We start from the raw sequence: 15,206 nt of genomic DNA on the forward strand, positions 1-15,206 counted from the left end.
CCTCAGGCGCTCACGGTTTCACCGGCGCCGATGGCGCGGACGTTGACCATGGCGGCGGGCAACGCGCTGTCGCGTGTCTCCAGCCAGAAGCGATAGAGCAGGTTGGCGGCGCCCCGGCTGCGATAGTCGGCAGTGGCGCGCATATCGGTCAGTGGCGTGTAGTCCTGGCCCAGCGCCGCCATGCCGGCGCGCGCGGTGGCCTCGTTCCAGGGCTTGCCGGTCAGCGCATCCTCTGCCAGCACAGCCCGTTTCGGGGTGGCGGCCATGCCGCCGAAGGCGATGCATGCTGCCGTGACGATGCCGTTCTCGACCGTGATACCGAACGCGGCGCACACGGCGGAGATATCCTCGTCAAAGCGCTTGGACAGCTTGTACGTGCGGAAATGCTGCGGCCCTTGCACCGGCACGCGCAGTCCGGCGACGAATTCGCCTTCGACCATGGCCGTCTTCTGGTAGGCCAGGTACAGGTCCTCGAGCGGCATCACGCGGCGGATGTCGCCACGTTGCAGCACGACTTCCGTGCCCAGGGCAATCAGCGCCGGCATCGAGTCACCGATCGGCGAGCCGTTGGCAATGTTGCCGCCCAGCGTGCCGGCATTGCGGATCGGCAGGGAAGCAAAGCGCTTCCAAAGTTCCTCGAGCTCCGGATGGGCGGTGTTCAGCGCGGCATAGGCTTTTTCCAGCGTCACGGCGGCGCCGATTTCGATGAAGCCGTCGCGCTCGGCGATCTGGTTCAGATCTTCCACCTGACCGACGTAGAGCAGGTTGCCCAGTTCGCGGAACTGCTTGGTTACCCACAGGCCGACGTCCGTGCTGCCGGCCAGGATGCGGATGTTCGGCTCGGCGGCCTTGATCGCGCCGAATTCGGCGGCCGTGCGCGGGGCGTAGAAATGCTGGCCGCGCGCGTTGTAGTGGAACGTCTCGCCGCGCTTCAGGCTGCGCAGCGTGTCGGCGATCTGGCGGGGGTCGATGCGGTCGGCCTGCGGCGCGGGCAGGGCCATCATGCGCTGGCCGGCGTCGACGATCGGGCGATAGCCGGTGCAGCGGCAAAGGTTGCCGGTCAGGGCGTCGCAGATGGTCTGGCGCGGGGGCGGCTCGCCACCCGGGGTGTGCTGCTGGTACAGCGCCCACAGCGACATCACGAAGCCTGGGGTGCAGAAGCCGCATTGCGAGCCGTGGCACTCGACCATGGCTTCCTGCACGGGGTGCAGCGCGCCATCTGCCTGACGCAGGTCCTCGACCGTGATCAGGGCCTTGCCGTCGAGCGTGGGCAGGAACTGGATGCAGGCGTTGACGGCCTTGAATTCGACATCGCCGCTGTCCTGCAACTCGCCGATCACGACAGTGCAGGCGCCGCAGTCGCCTTCGGCGCAGCCTTCCTTGGTGCCGGTACAGCGGACATCTTCGCGCAGGTACTGCAGCAGGGTGCGCGTCACGGGGGCGTCGGATACTTCCTGGACCTGGCCGCGGTGGTAGAAGCGGATGGTTTGCGTCTCCATGATCTTCTCTCTTTCGGGGATGGCGGAAACATAGCACTGGCCCTTTGACGCAATATTCGGCCCATGTGATATGCCCCATCAACGCGCGCATCCGGCGGCGGCCCGGCCGGAGCCGCGCCAGTCCACGGGCCGTCTGGCGGCGATCTACGGGTCTTCCCGTAGATCGTCCGGACGGTGTGCCGGATTTGACCGTTTCGGGGGTGGCTGTCTTACACTATGCGCCGTTCCCATCCCCCACGCCACCCACGCCAAGCCATATGGCGGGCTGGCACCTGCCATGCACGGACGCGACCATCTCGATACATATTTACTGCGGGTGCTTCACACACTGCTGACCGAGCAGAGCGTGACGCGCACCGCCGTGCGCCTCGGCCAGTCGCAGCCCGCCATCAGCAACACGCTCAAGCGGCTGCGCGAAATCACCGGGGACGCCATTCTGGTGCGCGGCAAGAGCGGCATGGTGCCCACCGAGCGCGGCCGCGAACTACTACTGCTGGCCGAGCAGAGTCTGGCCGCGATGGATCGCATCGCCCGTCCCCCGCAGCAGTTCGATCCGGCCACCACCACGCGGACGTTCCACCTCGGGGCGCCCGACTATCTTGACGCGTTCTTCCTGCCGAATATCGTCGAGCGCGTGCGGCGGCTGGCGCCGGGCGCGAAGCTGTTCGTCCACCCGATGACGCAGTCGACCGACTTTCTGGATGCGCTGGAGCAGGGCCACCTCGATCTCGTGGTCGGTAACTGGCTGTCGCCGCCCGAGCATCTGCATATCTCGCCGCTGTTCGATGACGAGGTCGTCTGCATGCTGGGCGCGCAGCACCCGCTGGCGCGTCACGGGCTGACGCTGCGCCACTACCTGGAAATGCCGCATCTGGCGCCGGCGCCGTATGCGTCGATGCAGCGCAGCATGATCGACCAGGCGCTGGCGGAGCAGGGCTACAAGCGGAATATCCAGGTCACGCTGCCGTATTTCGGGCTGGTGCCCTACGTGCTGATGAAGACGGACATGGTGTTCACCACGGGCCGGCAGTTTGCCGCGCATTACGCGCAGTACCTGCCGATCCGCATGGTGCCGTCGCCGGTGCAGTTCCCACGCATGCGCTTCTACCAGCTCTGGCACGAGCGTTGCCATGCGGCGCCGGACGTGATGTGGATGCGGCGGATGATTGCCGAGGTCGCGACGGATCTGCCACAGCTTCCACGGCTGGAGGCCACCGGGGCGGGCTGAGTCCGGCGCCCCCGTGGTTATGCCGGGACTTCAGCGCCGTCCCGGCTCCGGTTGCGTCGCCTGGTTACTTTGCCTTGTAGTCGGGGAAGAAGAGTTGTTCGCCCTCGACCTTGTAGCTGGCAATCGCGTCCTGGCCTTCCTTCGACGTGACCCATTCGACGAACTTCATCGCGTCGGCGTAGTTGATGCCGGGGTGCTTGGCCGGATTCACGGCGATCACGCCGTACGGATTGAACATCTGTGGGTCGCCCTGTAGCACGATGGCCAGGCCCGTCTTCGCGCGATACGCGCCGTAGGTAGCTCGGTCGGATAGCGTGTAGCCCGGGAGCTGGGCGGCCATCGTCAGCACTTCGCCCATGCCGAGCCCGGCGCTGACGTACCACGGCTGGCCCTTGGGCTCGATGCCAGCCTTCTTCCAGTAGTCCTTCTCCATCACGTCGGTGCCGGAATTGTCACCGCGCGAGATGAACTTGCTGCCGCTGCCGGCCAGCTTCTTGAATCCGGCGATGACGTCCTTCCCGCCCTTCAGGTTGGCCGGATCGTTCGCGGGGCCGACGACGATGAAGTCGTTGTACATCACGTCCCGACGGTTCACGCCGTAGCCGGCCGCGACGAATTCGTCTTCCATCTTGCGTGCGTGCACCAGCAGCACATCCACGTCGCCCATCTCGCCCATCTTCATGGCCTTGCCCGAGCCGACGGCGATCACCTTCACGTTGATGCCGGTTTTCTGCTCGAACTTCGGCAGCAGGTACTTGAGCAGCCCGGAATTCTCGGTGCTCGTGGTTGTGGCCATTTTCAGATCGGCAGCATTCACTGCGCCATATGCTGTCGAGAGCACAATGAATGCCAGCGCGGCCGTCGTGGCGGGTGAGGTGAGAAACCGGCGAATTGGGCGGGGAAGACGGCGATCAGACATGTGCAATTCCTTCTCTTATGTTTTCGGAAACACAATTGCCATAGCGACGATGCTTCATGGAGAATGCGCGAATCGTCGTGGAAACCGAGGCACACGATTGTCAATGAGCCTGTAGGCCTCGTAAATATGCAAGGCGAAACATATGACCTTCCGCTTTGACCTGTTCCCGGTCATTGCCGCCGATGACAACCCCCGCGCCAACGGCAAGGTGTTCCAGCTACTAAAGGCCGTGCGCGAAACGGGGTCGCTCCATCGGGCGGCACAGGAAATCGGACTTTCCTATCGTCATGCCTGGGGCGTGATGCGCACCTGGGAAGAGATGCTCGGCCGCTCGATGCTCGACATGGAGCGCGGGCGTGGCGCATCGCTGACGCGCTTCGGCGAACGGCTGCTACGGGCCGAACTGCGACTGCGTGAGACGATCGATCCCGCCGTGCAGAAGGCCATGGCCGATTTCCTGACCGATCTCGATGAGGCCGCACGGCCTCAGACCGTGCTGCATTTCTCCGGCAGCCACGACCCGGCCGTGGAAACGCTGGCCGCCGCGCTCAGGGAAACGCCGGCGCCGCTGCAACTCGATACCGTGTTCTGCGGCAGCGTGGAAGGGCTGGTCTGCCTGCAGGAGCGGCAGTCGGAACTGGCTGGCTTTTATGTCTCGCCGATCCAGACCGCTGGTTCGGTGGCGCATGTGACACTGCGCAAGTGGCTGCGGCCGGCCACGGTGCGGCTGGTGCGGCTGGCGTGGCGCGAGCAGGGCTTGATCGTGGCGCCGGACATGGCGCGCGAGATCCGCGACCTGCGCGATCTGGCTCGCACCGGCGCGCGCTTCATCAACCGCCAGCGGAGTTCGGGCACGCGGATGCTGTTCGATCAGTTGCTGGCCACGCAGGGGTTGTATCCAGACCAGATCACCGGCTACGACGATCCCGAGTTCAGCAATGAGAAGGTGGCCGAAGCGGTGCACTCAGGCCGCGCGCAGGTCGCCTTTGGCCTGCGCATGAACGCTGAAGCGCACGGCCTGGCATTCGTCCCGCTAACCCGCGAGGCCTACTATCTGGCGCTGCGCAAGAACGACCAGACCGCGCCGTGGGTGACCGCGCTGCTGTCGCTGATTGCCGACCCGGCCTTCGCGCGACGCATCGAGCAACTTCCGGGATACACGGCGGCGGAACCGGCAGGCATCCTGACGCCGCAGCAGGCGTTGCCCTGGTACGGCGCGGACGGCAAGGAAGGGGCTTGATCCGGGCCTGAGAGGCGCCTGGGCGCAGGCGTATTACACTCTTCGCAAGTCCGCAGCGACAAATAGCGATAAACCGCGACAAACGCGAGGAGTGCAATGCTGGAAACCGCCGCGCTGGCCGCAGGCATGTCCTGGGCCAGCGGCATTCGTCTCTATCTGGCCGTGCTGACGGCTGGTGTGCTGGCCCGCCTTGGCTGGCTCGACCTGCCGTCAGGCCTGCACGTGCTCGAGTCCTGGTGGGTGATCGGCATTGCCGGCGCGATGGCCGCGGCCGAGTTCGTCGCGGACAAGGTGCCGGGCTTCGATACGGTCTGGGATGGCATTCAGACCTTCATCCGCATTCCCGCCGGGGCGATCCTGGCTGCCGCCGCATTCGGTCAGCTCGATCCCCAATGGATGGTGGCGGCCGGCCTGATCGGCGGCACGCTTGCCGGCGCCGCCCACGCGACGAAGGCGGGCACGCGGGCATTGATCAATGTGTCGCCCGAACCATTTTCGAACTGGGTGGCCTCATTCACCGAAGACATCACCACGGCCGGCGGGCTGCTGCTGGCGTTCTTCCTGCCCGTGGTATTCCTGATCCTGCTGGTCCTGTTCCTGATCACTGCCGCATGGCTGCTGCCGAAGCTGTGGCGTGGCGTGCGGCGTCTGCACGCCGGGCTGCGCAGCAACGCGGACAACCAGCGCCCTTAACGTCCCTAGCGTTCCTATCGTCCCTGGTGCGCCGATACACCGATAGATAACCTGAACCGATCGCCGATGTCTGCCGAAACGACCGTCATAGCTTCTCAGCCGCGTTTTTCCGCCTGGCGGCAAGCCTTGCGCATGGCCCGCCGGGACTGGCTGGCCGGGGAACTGACACTGCTGTTGTTCGCGCTCGTGCTGGCCGTGGCGGCGCTGACCAGCGTGGGCTTTCTGGCGGACCGGATGCGTCTGGGCCTGGAGCGCGACGCGCGGCAGATGATCGCGGCCGATGTGCTGTTGATCTCCGACCAGCCATTCGACGCGGCTTTCGCCGAGCGCGCGCAGCATGATGGACTCCGGGTGGCGCAGACTGTCACGTTCCCGAGCATGGCCACGGCGCGCGTGAAAGGCGCGCCCGAACATGCCGAGGCACCGAGCCAGCTGGCGGCGCTGAAGGCGGTGACCGGCGACTATCCGCTGCGCGGCCGGCTCAAGGTGGCCAGTGCGCCGGGCGGCGCCGAGACGGTGGCGGAGGGCATTCCCGCCCCGGGCAAGGTGTGGGTCGACGAAGCGCTGCTGATCGCGCTCGGCCTGCATGTTGGCGACAGCCTGCAACTCGGCAGCAAGACGTTCTATATCGACCGGATTCTCACGCAGGAACTCGATCGTGGCGCGGGATTTATGAACTTCGCGCCGCGTGTGTTGTTGCCGCTGTCCGACCTTGATGCGACGAAGCTGATCGGCTGGGGCAGCCGTGTGACATACCGCTTGCTCGTTGCGGGATCCGATGCGGCAGGCGAGGGGTATCGGAAGTGGGCAACCGACGAAATCCAGCGCCGGCATCTGCGCAATACGCGCGTGGAGTCTCTGGAATCGGGGCAGCCGCAGATGCGTGCCACGCTCGATCGCGCCGAGCGTTTCCTGTCGCTGGTGGCGGTGCTGTCGGCGATGATCGCGGCGGTTGCCATCGCGATGTCCGCCCGCCGCTACATGCAGCGCCACACCGATGCCTGCGCGGTCTACAAGTGCCTGGGCCTGTCACGCCGGCAGATCCTGACCGCTTTCGCGATCGAATTCGCGCTGCTCGGCCTCGGCGGCGCGGTGGTGGGCGTGGTGCTGGGCTACCTGGCGCACTATGGATTGCTGATGTCACTCGGCGGGTTGCTGCAGGTGTCGTTGCCGCATCCGTCGGCGGTGCCCGCGCTGATCGGCGTGGCCGCGGGGCTGGTATTGCTGGTGGGCTTTGCATTGCCGCCGCTGCTGGCGCTGACGCGTGTGGCGCCGTTGCGTGTGCTGCGACGCGATATCGGCGTACCGCCCGTGTCCGTCTGGGTGGCCTATGCGCTCGGGCTCGGTGCTTTCGTGGCGCTGCTGCTGGTGGCGGCGCGCGACCTGAAGCTCGGGATGACCACGGCTGGTGGGTTTGTTGGCGCAGGTATCGCGTTTGCGGTGCTGGCGCTGGGCCTGCTGCACCTGCTATCGCGCGTGATGCGTGGCCGCGCGCGCGGCAATGTCGGCTGGCGCTTCGCGCTGGCCGTGCTCGAACGCCGCCGTGGCGTGACCGTGCTGCAGACCGTTGCGCTTGCCGTCGGGCTGATGGCGCTGTTGCTGCTGGGTATGACGCGCAACGACCTGATCGATTCCTGGCGCAACGCCACGCCGGCCAATGCGCCGAATCGCTTCATCATCAATATCCAGCCGGATCAACGCGATCCGCTGCAAGCGATGCTGGCAAAGGATGGCGTGGAAGATCTGCTCTATCCGATGGTGCGCGGCCGCCTGACGCAGATCGGCAGCCGGCCGATCCAGGCCGAGAGCTACCCGGAGGGACGCGCGCGCAATCTGGTGGAGCGCGAGTTCAACCTGTCGTACATGGACCGGCTTCCCGAAGGCAATCAAGTCACCTCGGGCCGCTGGGACGAAGGTGGTGCGTCGGTGGAAGAGGGCATCGCCAAGACGCTACATATCCAGCTTGGCGACACGTTGCGGTTCGATGTGGCCGGGCAGACCGTCGAGGCACCCGTCACGTCGCTGCGTAAGCTCGACTGGGGTTCGATGCGTGTGAATTTCTTCGTGATTTTGCCGACGGCCAAGATGCAGGGCCTGCCCGAGACCTACATCACCGCGTTCCATCTGCCGCCCGCCAAGGCCGCGCTTGGCAATCAGCTTGCCGCTGCATTCCCGAATATCACAGTCGTGAACACCGACTTGATCCTGCGGCAGATCCAGCAGGTCCTGGACCAGGTGATTGCCGCCGTGGAGTTCCTGTTCGTCTTCACGCTGCTGGCCGGCGTGACCGTGCTCTATGCGGCGCTATCCGGTGCGCGTGACGAGCGCAAGCGCGATGCCGGGCTGCTCAAGGCGCTAGGCGCGTCGGCGGCGCTGGTACGCCAGACCCAGTACGCGGAATTCCTCGTGGTCGGCGGACTGGCGGGGCTGCTGGCCAGCGTCGGCGCGATCGGGGTGGGTTGGGGCCTGTCGCAGTACGTGTTCGACTTCCCGTACCGATTCAACGTCTGGATCGTACCGGTCGGCGTGGTTTCTGGCATGATCTGCGCTTTTGCGGGCGGCTGGCTCGGTTTGCGCGAGGTATTGCGGCAACCGGCGCTGGCGACGCTGCGCGACGTCTGATTTCCCTGTATCGCCATGAGCACCGAATCCACCAACCCGCCCGACGGGCGGTCCAACCAGCCCGAGGAGCAGCGGGAACAGATTACCGCGTACGAACTGATCGGCGGCGAGGCGCGCGTGCGCGAACTGGTCGATCGTTTCTACGACCTGATGGACCTGGAGACGGAGTTCGCCGGCCTGCGCGCGCTGCATCCGCACTCGCTGGAGGGTTCGCGCGACAAGCTGTTCTGGTTCCTGTGCGGTTGGCTGGGCGGGCCGAACTACTTTATCGAGCGCTTCGGCCATCCCCGCCTGCGTGCGCGCCACCTGCCGTTCGAGATCGGCACCAGCGAACGTGACCAGTGGATGCGTTGCATGGCACTGGCGATGCAGGACGTGGGGCTGTCGGAAGATCTGCAGATGCGGCTGATGCAGGCGTTGTTCCAGACTGCGGACTGGATGCGCAATGTCCAGCGATAACCGGATGCCGGCGGCCGCGCAGACCGTGCTTGATTTCTGGTTTGGCTTGCCGGGTGCGCCCGAATGGAATATTTCGCGGCGCGAATGGTTCACCAAGTGCGTGAACTTCGATACCACGGTCCGCGGGCGCTTCCTGTCGTGCTGGCAGGCCGCGCATGACGGCGCCGAGGACGACTGGTCCGTGACGCCGGAGGGCGCTTGCGCCCGGATCGTGCTACTCGACCAGTTCCCACGCAATATGTTTCGCGGCGATCCACGCAGCTTCGCCACCGATGGCAAGGCACTCGCGGCGGCACGCCGGATGCTGGACCTTGGTTGGGATCGCCAGTTGCCCACGCGGTGGCACCGCATGTTCTGCTACTTGCCGTTCGAGCATGCGGAATCGCTGGATGCGCAGAACATCGCGGTGCGGGAGATGATGGCCCTGCGCGACGACAGCGGCGGGGAAGTCGATGTGGTGGAGTGGGCCGAGAAGCATCGCGACGTCATCGCGCGCTTCAGCCGCTTCCCGCACCGCAACGCCGTGCTGGGCCGGGTGAATTCGGATGCGGAAGCCGCGTATCTGAAACAGCCAGGCTCGTCATTCTGAGCATCGACGCGCAGGTGCGGTTCTCGCCGCACGCCCGGGGGAAGCCTCGGACGCTATGCTTATAATCGCAACTCTGCCGATACAAAGTCGTTCCAACGCCCATGGAAGCCAAACCGCAAGCCGGTCCCCGTCGTACCCGGGATCGCATTCTCGACGTCTCGCTGCGCCTGTTCAATGAACTCGGCGAGCCCAACGTCACCACGACGACGATTGCGGAAGCCATGGAAATCAGTCCTGGCAATCTCTATTACCACTTCCGCAACAAGGACGACATCATCAATTCCATCTTCGTGCGCTTCGAGCAGGAGATGGAGCGTCGCCTGAAAATGCCGGAAGACCACAAGGCCACATTGGGGGAGAGCTGGGGCTATCTGCAGTACATGTCCGAGTTTCTGTGGAACTACCGTTTCCTGTATCGCGACATCAACGACCTGCTGGCGCGCAACCGGATGCTGGAGACCAACTTCAAGCGCATCGTCGATCAGAAGAAGCGCTTCGCGCTCGAGATCTGCCGCCAGTTCCAGGAGGATGGCGACATGGACGCCACGCCGGAACAGGTGGACGCGATCTGCACCAACATCGTCGTGATCGCCACGTACTGGCTGTCGTTCCAGTTCGTGCAGCACCCGCGCCAGTACAACGACCCCGAACAGATTCGCGGCTATCTGCATGGGTCGAGCTATCACATCTTCTCGATTCTCGCGCCGTACCTGCGTGGCAAGGCGCGTGAGGCATTCGACCAGCTCGCGCGCGAGTACGCGGCGCAGAAGGCCGCGGCGGATGCCGCAAAGCTTGAAAAGGACAGAAAGTGAAGTCGGTTTGCGTTTATTGCGGGTCGAGCCCAGGTTTTCGGCCCGAGTACGCCGAAGCAGCGCGAGCGCTTGGGCAGGCCATGGCGGAGCGGGGTCTGGCTCTGGTCTATGGCGGGGGCAATGTAGGCCTGATGGGCATCGTGGCCGATAGCGTCATGGCGCATGGCGGTGCCGCCATCGGCATCATTCCGGAAGCGCTGATGCAGAAGGAGGTTGGTCACCGAGGCCTGACCGAGCTTCACATCGTGCGCAACATGCACGAGCGCAAACAGATGATGGCGGATCGCGCCGATGCGTTCATCGCCATGCCCGGCGGCGTTGGCACGTTCGAAGAGCTGTTTGAAACGTTCACGTGGGCGCAGCTCGGCTACCACGACAAGCCTGTTGGCCTGCTCAACGTAGCGGGGTTCTACGACGGTATGCTCGGGTTCCTGAAACACGCCGTAAGCGAGGGCTTCCTGAAGCAGGTCCATGCGGACATGCTGCACGTGTCCACCGAACCGGTGGATATGCTCGCCCGCCTGGCGGCAGCGCCGCGCGTGCATGTCGACAAGTGGCAGGAAGGCCGCGAGAAGGCCTGACCCTCCGCCCCCGGGATGCTGGCCGATCGGCTGATCAGGCTGATCAGTTGAACAGCATCCCCACCCACCGCACCACGTACGGTCCCGCGATGGCGGCCCACGTGCCGCCACACAGGATCAACGCCAGCATCACCGCCGCGCTGCCGAAGTCCTTGGCGCGCTTGGACAGGCTGTGCCGTTCCAGCGAGATCCGGTCGATCGCGGCTTCCACGCTCGAGTTGAGCAGTTCCACGATCAGCACCAGCAGCAGCGTGCCCAGCAGCATCACGCGTTCGACGACCGTTGCCGGAATGACGAACGCGCACGGCGTGAGGATCACTACCAGCGTCAGTTCCTGACGGAACGCGCTTTCTTCCAGAATCGCGTAGCGCAACCCCGACGCCGAGTTGATTGCCGCGTGCCAGGCGCGCGTCAGCCCCCGATTTCCCTTGTGTGGATTGCTGGCGATTGAATATTCGGACTCGACTTCAGCCGCCATGTGAGCGGCCGTCGGCCGGTGCAGCGACGGATCGGGCGGTAGCGTGTGATGAGGCTTGGCCATGATCTGGGGCGACTGGGGGCGCTGAATTGTCGGTTCCGCCCGTGCCTGCTGGCAGCGGACGCAAATGGGTGAGGAACTGCTCGGATGCGGCGCGCCACGAGAACTTCTCCGCGTGGCCGCGTGCCGTTGCGCGGTCGATGCGCAGGGCTTCCAGGCAGGCCTCTCTCAGGTCTTCGTGCATCACGCCGGCCGGGCTGTTGCCGAGCACGTCGATCGGCCCGGTGACAGGGTAGGCCGCCACCGGTAGCCCACTTGCCAATGCTTCGAGCAGGACCAGTCCGAACGTATCGGTGCGGCTCGGAAACACGAAGACATCTGCTGAAGCATACACCTTTGCCAACTCGGGCTGCTTGAGCACGCCGAGGTAGTTCGCCGACGGATAGCGCGCCTTAAGGCCGGCCAGCGCGGGGCCATCGCCCACCACCCACTTCGAACCTGGCAGGTCGAGTTGCAGGAATGCCTCGACGTTCTTTTCCACCGCCACGCGGCCCACGTAGAGGAAGATCGGGTGCGCGGTGTTCAGGACGTTCGCCCGTTGCGCGGTGAAGACATCGAGATCGACGCCGCGCGTCCACAGCACGCCGTTCGTGATGCCGTAATCGTGCAGATCCTTGAGCACCACGGGCGTTGGCGCCATCACCGCACGCGCGGAGCCATGGAACCAGCGCAGAAAACGGTAGGTCCACGCCAGCGGAATGCCGAAGCGCGCCTGCACGTACTCTGGGAAGCGCGTGTGGTAGGCCGTGGTGAACGGCAGGTCGTGCCGCATCGCGTAACGGCGCGCGGCCAGACCAAGTGGCCCTTCGGTGGCGATATGGAGCGCGTCGGGACGGAACGCGTCGATGCGCCGGCGCACCTTGCCCGAGGGCAGCAACGACAGCCGGATCTCGGGATAGGTCGGGCAGGGGATCGTCTGGAATTCGAGCGGCGTGATCAGGTCCACGGTGTGACCCATGGCTTCGAGTTCGCGGCGCGTGGATTTCAGCGTGCGCACCACGCCGTTGACCTGTGGTTCCCAGGCGTCGGTGACAATCAGGACTCTCATCGAATCTCCTTGCTCAGGTGCGTTGTTGTTGTGACGAGCAGGCATCGCGCGCCATTCATGCAATGGCGCGACTGCCGGGGGCGGGTGGTAAGGCAAGGATCAGGCAGCCAATTCGGCCGTGCGACGGCGGCGGCGGCCTGCGGGGATCGGCGGATCGAGCAGCGTGGTCCAGTAGACGATTTTCAGTTCGCCTTCCATGGTCTCCACGAGGGCGGACAGGCTTTCCACCCAATCGCCGTCGTTGCAGTAGAGCTGGCCATCGACATCGCGGATCTCGGCCTTGTGGATGTGGCCGCAGACCACGCCGTCGCAGCCGCGCCGGCGGGCTTCGTCGACCATCGCGTGCTCGAACGAATTGATGTAGCTCACCGCGTTCTTGACCTGATGCTTCAGGTATTGCGAGATCGACCAGTAGTCGAATCCGAGCCGCGCGCGCACGCGGTTGAAGTGGCGGTTCAGCGCGAGGATCATCGTGTACGCCGAATCGCCCAGGTAGGCCAGCCACTTCGCGTGTTGCACCACGCCGTCGAACAGATCGCCATGCACGACCCAAAGGCGTTTGCCGGTGGCGGTCACGTGGACAGCATCCTCGCGCACCGTGATGTCGCCGAATGCCATGCCGTCGAACTGGCGCGCCACTTCGTCATGATTACCCGGCACGTAGATGACGTCGGTGCCCTTGCGTGCCTTGCGCAGCAGCTTCTGCACGACGTCGTTGTGGCTTCGCGGCCAGTACCAGCCACGACGAAGCTGCCAGCCGTCGATGATGTCGCCGACGAGATAGAGCACGTCAGATTCGTTGTGTTTGAGGAAGTCGAGCAGGTATGTGGCCTGGCAACCCGGCGTGCCCAAATGGATGTCGGACAGCCAGATCGCGCGGTAGCGGTGCGTGGGATGCTCCACAGACGGCGTGGGTGTGGAACTGGGTTCGTCGGGGGCGCGCTGGGTGTCGCGGGACGGATCGCTGATGTCGCCGGTGTTGCTAGTGTTGCGGGAAAGGGCGGCAGTCAGGTCGGCCGGTGTCGGCATGAATGCCGCGAGCGCGGCTGAGAGCGGTAGCGTGGCGTCAGGCTTGCCGCGCAGTCGCAGCGCGACATTCGTCAGACGTCCGCGGGCGAATCGGATTGATGGAATCATGGCGGCCCCGGTATCGGCGATGGCTGCATTGAGCCAGTGCGCCATGACGGAGCCGTGACGGAAACATGAATGTCACATGAACCTTGTCGAGGCGTTTCCGTGGGGCAACGGTAGGGCTGAGTCCGATGTCGAGGCGGCTTGTTTTCGCAGTGTCGCTAGGCCATCCAGCGTGGCCTGCACCGCGCGTGGATCGCGCAGCAGCGAGACGTGCCCGATCCCGCTCAATGGGATATGGCGCGCGCCCTCGAGCCACGCCGTATCGGCGGGGCCCGCGATCGAGTCGTGCCAACTGAAGACTGAGATCATGCGACCGCGCATCGCGGGGCTCTCCGCCTCGGCCAGGGTCGTCAGCCATGGGCTGGCCCAACGCATCTGACGGGCGTTCGTTCCCGCGCCGAAGGTGGCCAGCGGGCAGCCGCGATGCGGGCTGCCAAGCGTCACGATGCCGGCGCATGGCACGGATTCTCCTGCTGCATCGGCCATCACCTGTGCCGCGCGGGCTGCCAGCCCGCCCATGCTGTGGCAGACCAGCAGCGGCGGGTAGCCGGTGCGCGCGTGGAGGTCGCGCATTCGTACGAGCAGGGCGGCGGCGTAGTCGTCGATATCGCAGAGCACCGGCGTCAGGTCGATGCCCTCGCAACGGTAGCCGGCACCGGCAAGCGCGGGAGCCAGGTCGAGCCAGACCGCGTGATTGCAGCCATAGCCGTGGACCAGCAACACAGTGGGGGTATCAGGCAGCGGATCGGTTGGCTGCGCGAATGTCAGCCGCGACCGGAATGGCTGCAGCCAGTCGAACATCCGCAGGACCGCGCGGCACTCGGCCAGATAGCACGACACCGCGTGGCGCCAGCTCAGCGGCCTTGGGGCAGGAATGTCGTCAGGCCGCTGCGGCCGGGCCGAATCGGGAATGGCGAGCCCGGTCTGGGTCACTAGAAAGGCTATCGCGACGCCGATGCCGAAGGCGACCAACGCGCCCGCGATGCTGACCAGAACCGCCGCAGGCCAGGACCAGTCCGCCCCGGCGGCAAGTGCCGCCGCGAGCCCGCCGACTGCCGCCGCCTGCACGACGACAGCGATACGGCGCAGCGCGGCGGCCGTCAGGTTCATGGTTTCGATGCGGGCCGCAGGTCAACTAGCCGGGTGCCGGCCAGGCGGTCATGTAGAAACTGCCGGCGCGGGTCGAGCCAGGCCAGCGAGATCCAGATCAGCAGGCCAATCGCCAGTACGCCAATGAACGGGCCCTTGGTCAGCCCGAGCGCATGGCCGACCGTCGCGGCCGGAGGCAGCCACAGCCATGCCAGTGCGTAGCGAAACAGGGCTTGCGGCCACCGGGGAGGGGTACCGGCCATTGTTTCGAGCCGGATGCGCCAGGTCTGCATGGCCAGGGTCTGGCCGCTCCGTTGCCAGAACCAGGAGAAATAGAAGGCCAGGACTAGGAACATCCAGGCCTGATCGACATATGGGCGGTCGAGCCCGATCTGTTGCAGCAACGGCCGTGCAACGATGTACACCGCGCTGGCGGCCATCAGCACGCCGAACAGCAATACGCCTTCATAGAGCATGCAAAGCAGGCGGCGGCGCAGCGGCGGTGTGCGTGGCATCGAATTGGAAGCGGGCTGGGCAGAAACGGCAGGCGTGGCAACTGGCATGGCGCAAGGCGTGAGCGATAAGCAGCCATTATGCCAAACGCGTCGAGCGCGACGGCTCAGGCGCGGTCTGGCGGTCAGCGCAAGATGGCTGGCCGTTACTGGCGCGGGGTGTCGGTGGTGTCGAAGGTGGTGGCCGCTTCGCCGGTTACGGGAGGCGAAAGCGCGGGCGGGGCCGCCGGCGCGGGTGCCGTG

At 65.4% G+C, this 15,206-nt stretch carries 15 protein-coding genes; 8 read left to right on the forward strand and 7 right to left on the reverse strand.

What is annotated here, in order from left to right:
- Nucleotides 1–2: 2 nt before the first annotated feature.
- Nucleotides 3–1,499: a xanthine dehydrogenase small subunit gene (xdhA, locus tag D769_RS22495; protein ID WP_008649782.1), complete on the reverse strand. Its 1,497-nt coding sequence runs from the start codon at nt 1,497–1,499 to the stop codon at nt 3–5.
- A gap of 277 nt (nt 1,500–1,776) precedes the next feature.
- On the opposite strand from xdhA, the gene D769_RS22500 reads away from it, so the two are divergent.
- On the forward strand, nt 1,777–2,727 hold the full coding sequence (locus D769_RS22500) for a LysR substrate-binding domain-containing protein (RefSeq protein WP_008649783.1): 951 nt from the start codon (nt 1,777–1,779) through the stop codon (nt 2,725–2,727).
- 64 nt (nt 2,728–2,791) lie between these two features.
- On the opposite strand, the gene D769_RS22505 is transcribed toward D769_RS22500, so the two are convergent.
- Complete coding sequence (locus tag D769_RS22505; protein WP_008649784.1) at nt 2,792–3,646, reverse strand: extracellular solute-binding protein; 855 nt, start codon at nt 3,644–3,646, stop codon at nt 2,792–2,794.
- Between the two features lie 142 nt (nt 3,647–3,788).
- Between D769_RS22505 and D769_RS22510 the strand changes: the two genes are divergently transcribed.
- From D769_RS22510 to D769_RS22540, 7 genes are all read left to right on the forward strand, one after another.
- A complete protein-coding gene (locus D769_RS22510; RefSeq protein WP_008649785.1) occupies nt 3,789–4,886 on the forward strand; it encodes a substrate-binding domain-containing protein in 1,098 nt (365 codons plus the stop codon).
- Between the two features lie 96 nt (nt 4,887–4,982).
- On the forward strand, nt 4,983–5,579 hold the full coding sequence (locus D769_RS22515; protein WP_008649786.1) for a DUF4126 domain-containing protein: 597 nt from the start codon (nt 4,983–4,985) through the stop codon (nt 5,577–5,579).
- A gap of 66 nt (nt 5,580–5,645) precedes the next feature.
- Nucleotides 5,646–8,201, forward strand: coding sequence for an FtsX-like permease family protein (locus D769_RS22520; protein ID WP_040011197.1), 2,556 nt, complete (start codon nt 5,646–5,648; stop codon nt 8,199–8,201).
- A gap of 15 nt (nt 8,202–8,216) precedes the next feature.
- Nucleotides 8,217–8,660 (forward strand): group II truncated hemoglobin, encoded by a 444-nt coding sequence (locus D769_RS22525; RefSeq protein WP_008649788.1) that lies wholly within the window; start codon nt 8,217–8,219, stop codon nt 8,658–8,660.
- Nucleotides 8,647–9,249: a DUF924 family protein gene (locus tag D769_RS22530; RefSeq protein WP_081596849.1), complete on the forward strand. Its 603-nt coding sequence runs from the start codon at nt 8,647–8,649 to the stop codon at nt 9,247–9,249. Before D769_RS22525 ends, D769_RS22530 begins: the two co-directional genes overlap by 14 nt.
- Nucleotides 9,250–9,350: 101 nt before the next feature.
- Nucleotides 9,351–10,061, forward strand: coding sequence for a TetR/AcrR family transcriptional regulator (locus D769_RS22535; RefSeq protein WP_008649790.1), 711 nt, complete (start codon nt 9,351–9,353; stop codon nt 10,059–10,061).
- Nucleotides 10,058–10,642: a TIGR00730 family Rossman fold protein gene (locus D769_RS22540; protein ID WP_008649791.1), complete on the forward strand. Its 585-nt coding sequence runs from the start codon at nt 10,058–10,060 to the stop codon at nt 10,640–10,642. Before D769_RS22535 ends, D769_RS22540 begins: the two co-directional genes overlap by 4 nt.
- Before the next feature lie 43 nt (nt 10,643–10,685).
- Here D769_RS22540 and D769_RS22545 read toward each other — a convergent pair whose 3' ends face one another.
- The 5 genes from D769_RS22545 to D769_RS22565 form a co-directional block, all read right to left on the reverse strand.
- Nucleotides 10,686–11,120 carry a diacylglycerol kinase gene (locus D769_RS22545; RefSeq protein ID WP_008649792.1) on the reverse strand — a complete coding sequence of 145 codons (435 nt, stop codon included), beginning with the start codon at nt 11,118–11,120 and terminating at the stop codon, nt 10,686–10,688.
- A complete protein-coding gene (locus D769_RS22550) occupies nt 11,110–12,228 on the reverse strand; it encodes a glycosyltransferase family 1 protein (protein ID WP_008649794.1) in 1,119 nt (372 codons plus the stop codon). The genes D769_RS22545 and D769_RS22550 overlap by 11 nt, the downstream gene beginning before the upstream one ends.
- Before the next feature lie 99 nt (nt 12,229–12,327).
- Entirely contained in the window at nt 12,328–13,365 is a 1,038-nt protein-coding gene (locus D769_RS22555) for a UDP-2,3-diacylglucosamine diphosphatase (RefSeq protein WP_040011202.1), read from the reverse strand.
- A 72-nt stretch (nt 13,366–13,437) separates the two neighbouring features.
- Nucleotides 13,438–14,472, reverse strand: a complete 1,035-nt coding sequence (locus D769_RS22560) for an alpha/beta fold hydrolase (RefSeq protein ID WP_008649797.1) — start codon at nt 14,470–14,472, stop codon at nt 13,438–13,440.
- The gene (locus tag D769_RS22565) at nt 14,469–15,014 is read right to left on the reverse strand and encodes an RDD family protein (RefSeq protein ID WP_040011198.1); all 546 of its coding nucleotides are present in this window, start codon (nt 15,012–15,014) and stop codon (nt 14,469–14,471) included. Before D769_RS22565 ends, D769_RS22560 begins: the two co-directional genes overlap by 4 nt.
- Nucleotides 15,015–15,206: the final 192 nt, after the last annotated feature.

The sequence above is a fragment of the Cupriavidus sp. HMR-1 genome (assembly GCF_000319775.1).
Lineage (GTDB): Bacteria > Pseudomonadota > Gammaproteobacteria > Burkholderiales > Burkholderiaceae > Cupriavidus > Cupriavidus metallidurans.

What these genes read in the sequence shown, in the direction of transcription:
- xdhA (WP_008649782.1), bottom strand. Translation starts at nt 1,499, where the DNA reads ATGGAGACGCAAACCATCCGCTTCTACCACCGCGGCCAGGTCCAGGAA.
- D769_RS22500 (WP_008649783.1), top strand. Translation starts at nt 1,777, where the DNA reads ATGCACGGACGCGACCATCTCGATACATATTTACTGCGGGTGCTTCAC.
- D769_RS22505 (WP_008649784.1), bottom strand. Translation starts at nt 3,646, where the DNA reads ATGTCTGATCGCCGTCTTCCCCGCCCAATTCGCCGGTTTCTCACCTCA.
- D769_RS22510 (WP_008649785.1), top strand. Translation starts at nt 3,789, where the DNA reads ATGACCTTCCGCTTTGACCTGTTCCCGGTCATTGCCGCCGATGACAAC.
- D769_RS22515 (WP_008649786.1), top strand. Translation starts at nt 4,983, where the DNA reads ATGCTGGAAACCGCCGCGCTGGCCGCAGGCATGTCCTGGGCCAGCGGC.
- D769_RS22520 (WP_040011197.1), top strand. Translation starts at nt 5,646, where the DNA reads ATGTCTGCCGAAACGACCGTCATAGCTTCTCAGCCGCGTTTTTCCGCC.
- D769_RS22525 (WP_008649788.1), top strand. Translation starts at nt 8,217, where the DNA reads ATGAGCACCGAATCCACCAACCCGCCCGACGGGCGGTCCAACCAGCCC.
- D769_RS22530 (WP_081596849.1), top strand. Translation starts at nt 8,647, where the DNA reads ATGTCCAGCGATAACCGGATGCCGGCGGCCGCGCAGACCGTGCTTGAT.
- D769_RS22535 (WP_008649790.1), top strand. Translation starts at nt 9,351, where the DNA reads ATGGAAGCCAAACCGCAAGCCGGTCCCCGTCGTACCCGGGATCGCATT.
- D769_RS22545 (WP_008649792.1), bottom strand. Translation starts at nt 11,120, where the DNA reads ATGGCGGCTGAAGTCGAGTCCGAATATTCAATCGCCAGCAATCCACAC.
- D769_RS22550 (WP_008649794.1), bottom strand. Translation starts at nt 12,228, where the DNA reads ATGAGAGTCCTGATTGTCACCGACGCCTGGGAACCACAGGTCAACGGC.
- D769_RS22555 (WP_040011202.1), bottom strand. Translation starts at nt 13,365, where the DNA reads ATGATTCCATCAATCCGATTCGCCCGCGGACGTCTGACGAATGTCGCG.
- D769_RS22560 (WP_008649797.1), bottom strand. Translation starts at nt 14,472, where the DNA reads ATGAACCTGACGGCCGCCGCGCTGCGCCGTATCGCTGTCGTCGTGCAG.
- D769_RS22565 (WP_040011198.1), bottom strand. Translation starts at nt 15,014, where the DNA reads ATGCCAGTTGCCACGCCTGCCGTTTCTGCCCAGCCCGCTTCCAATTCG.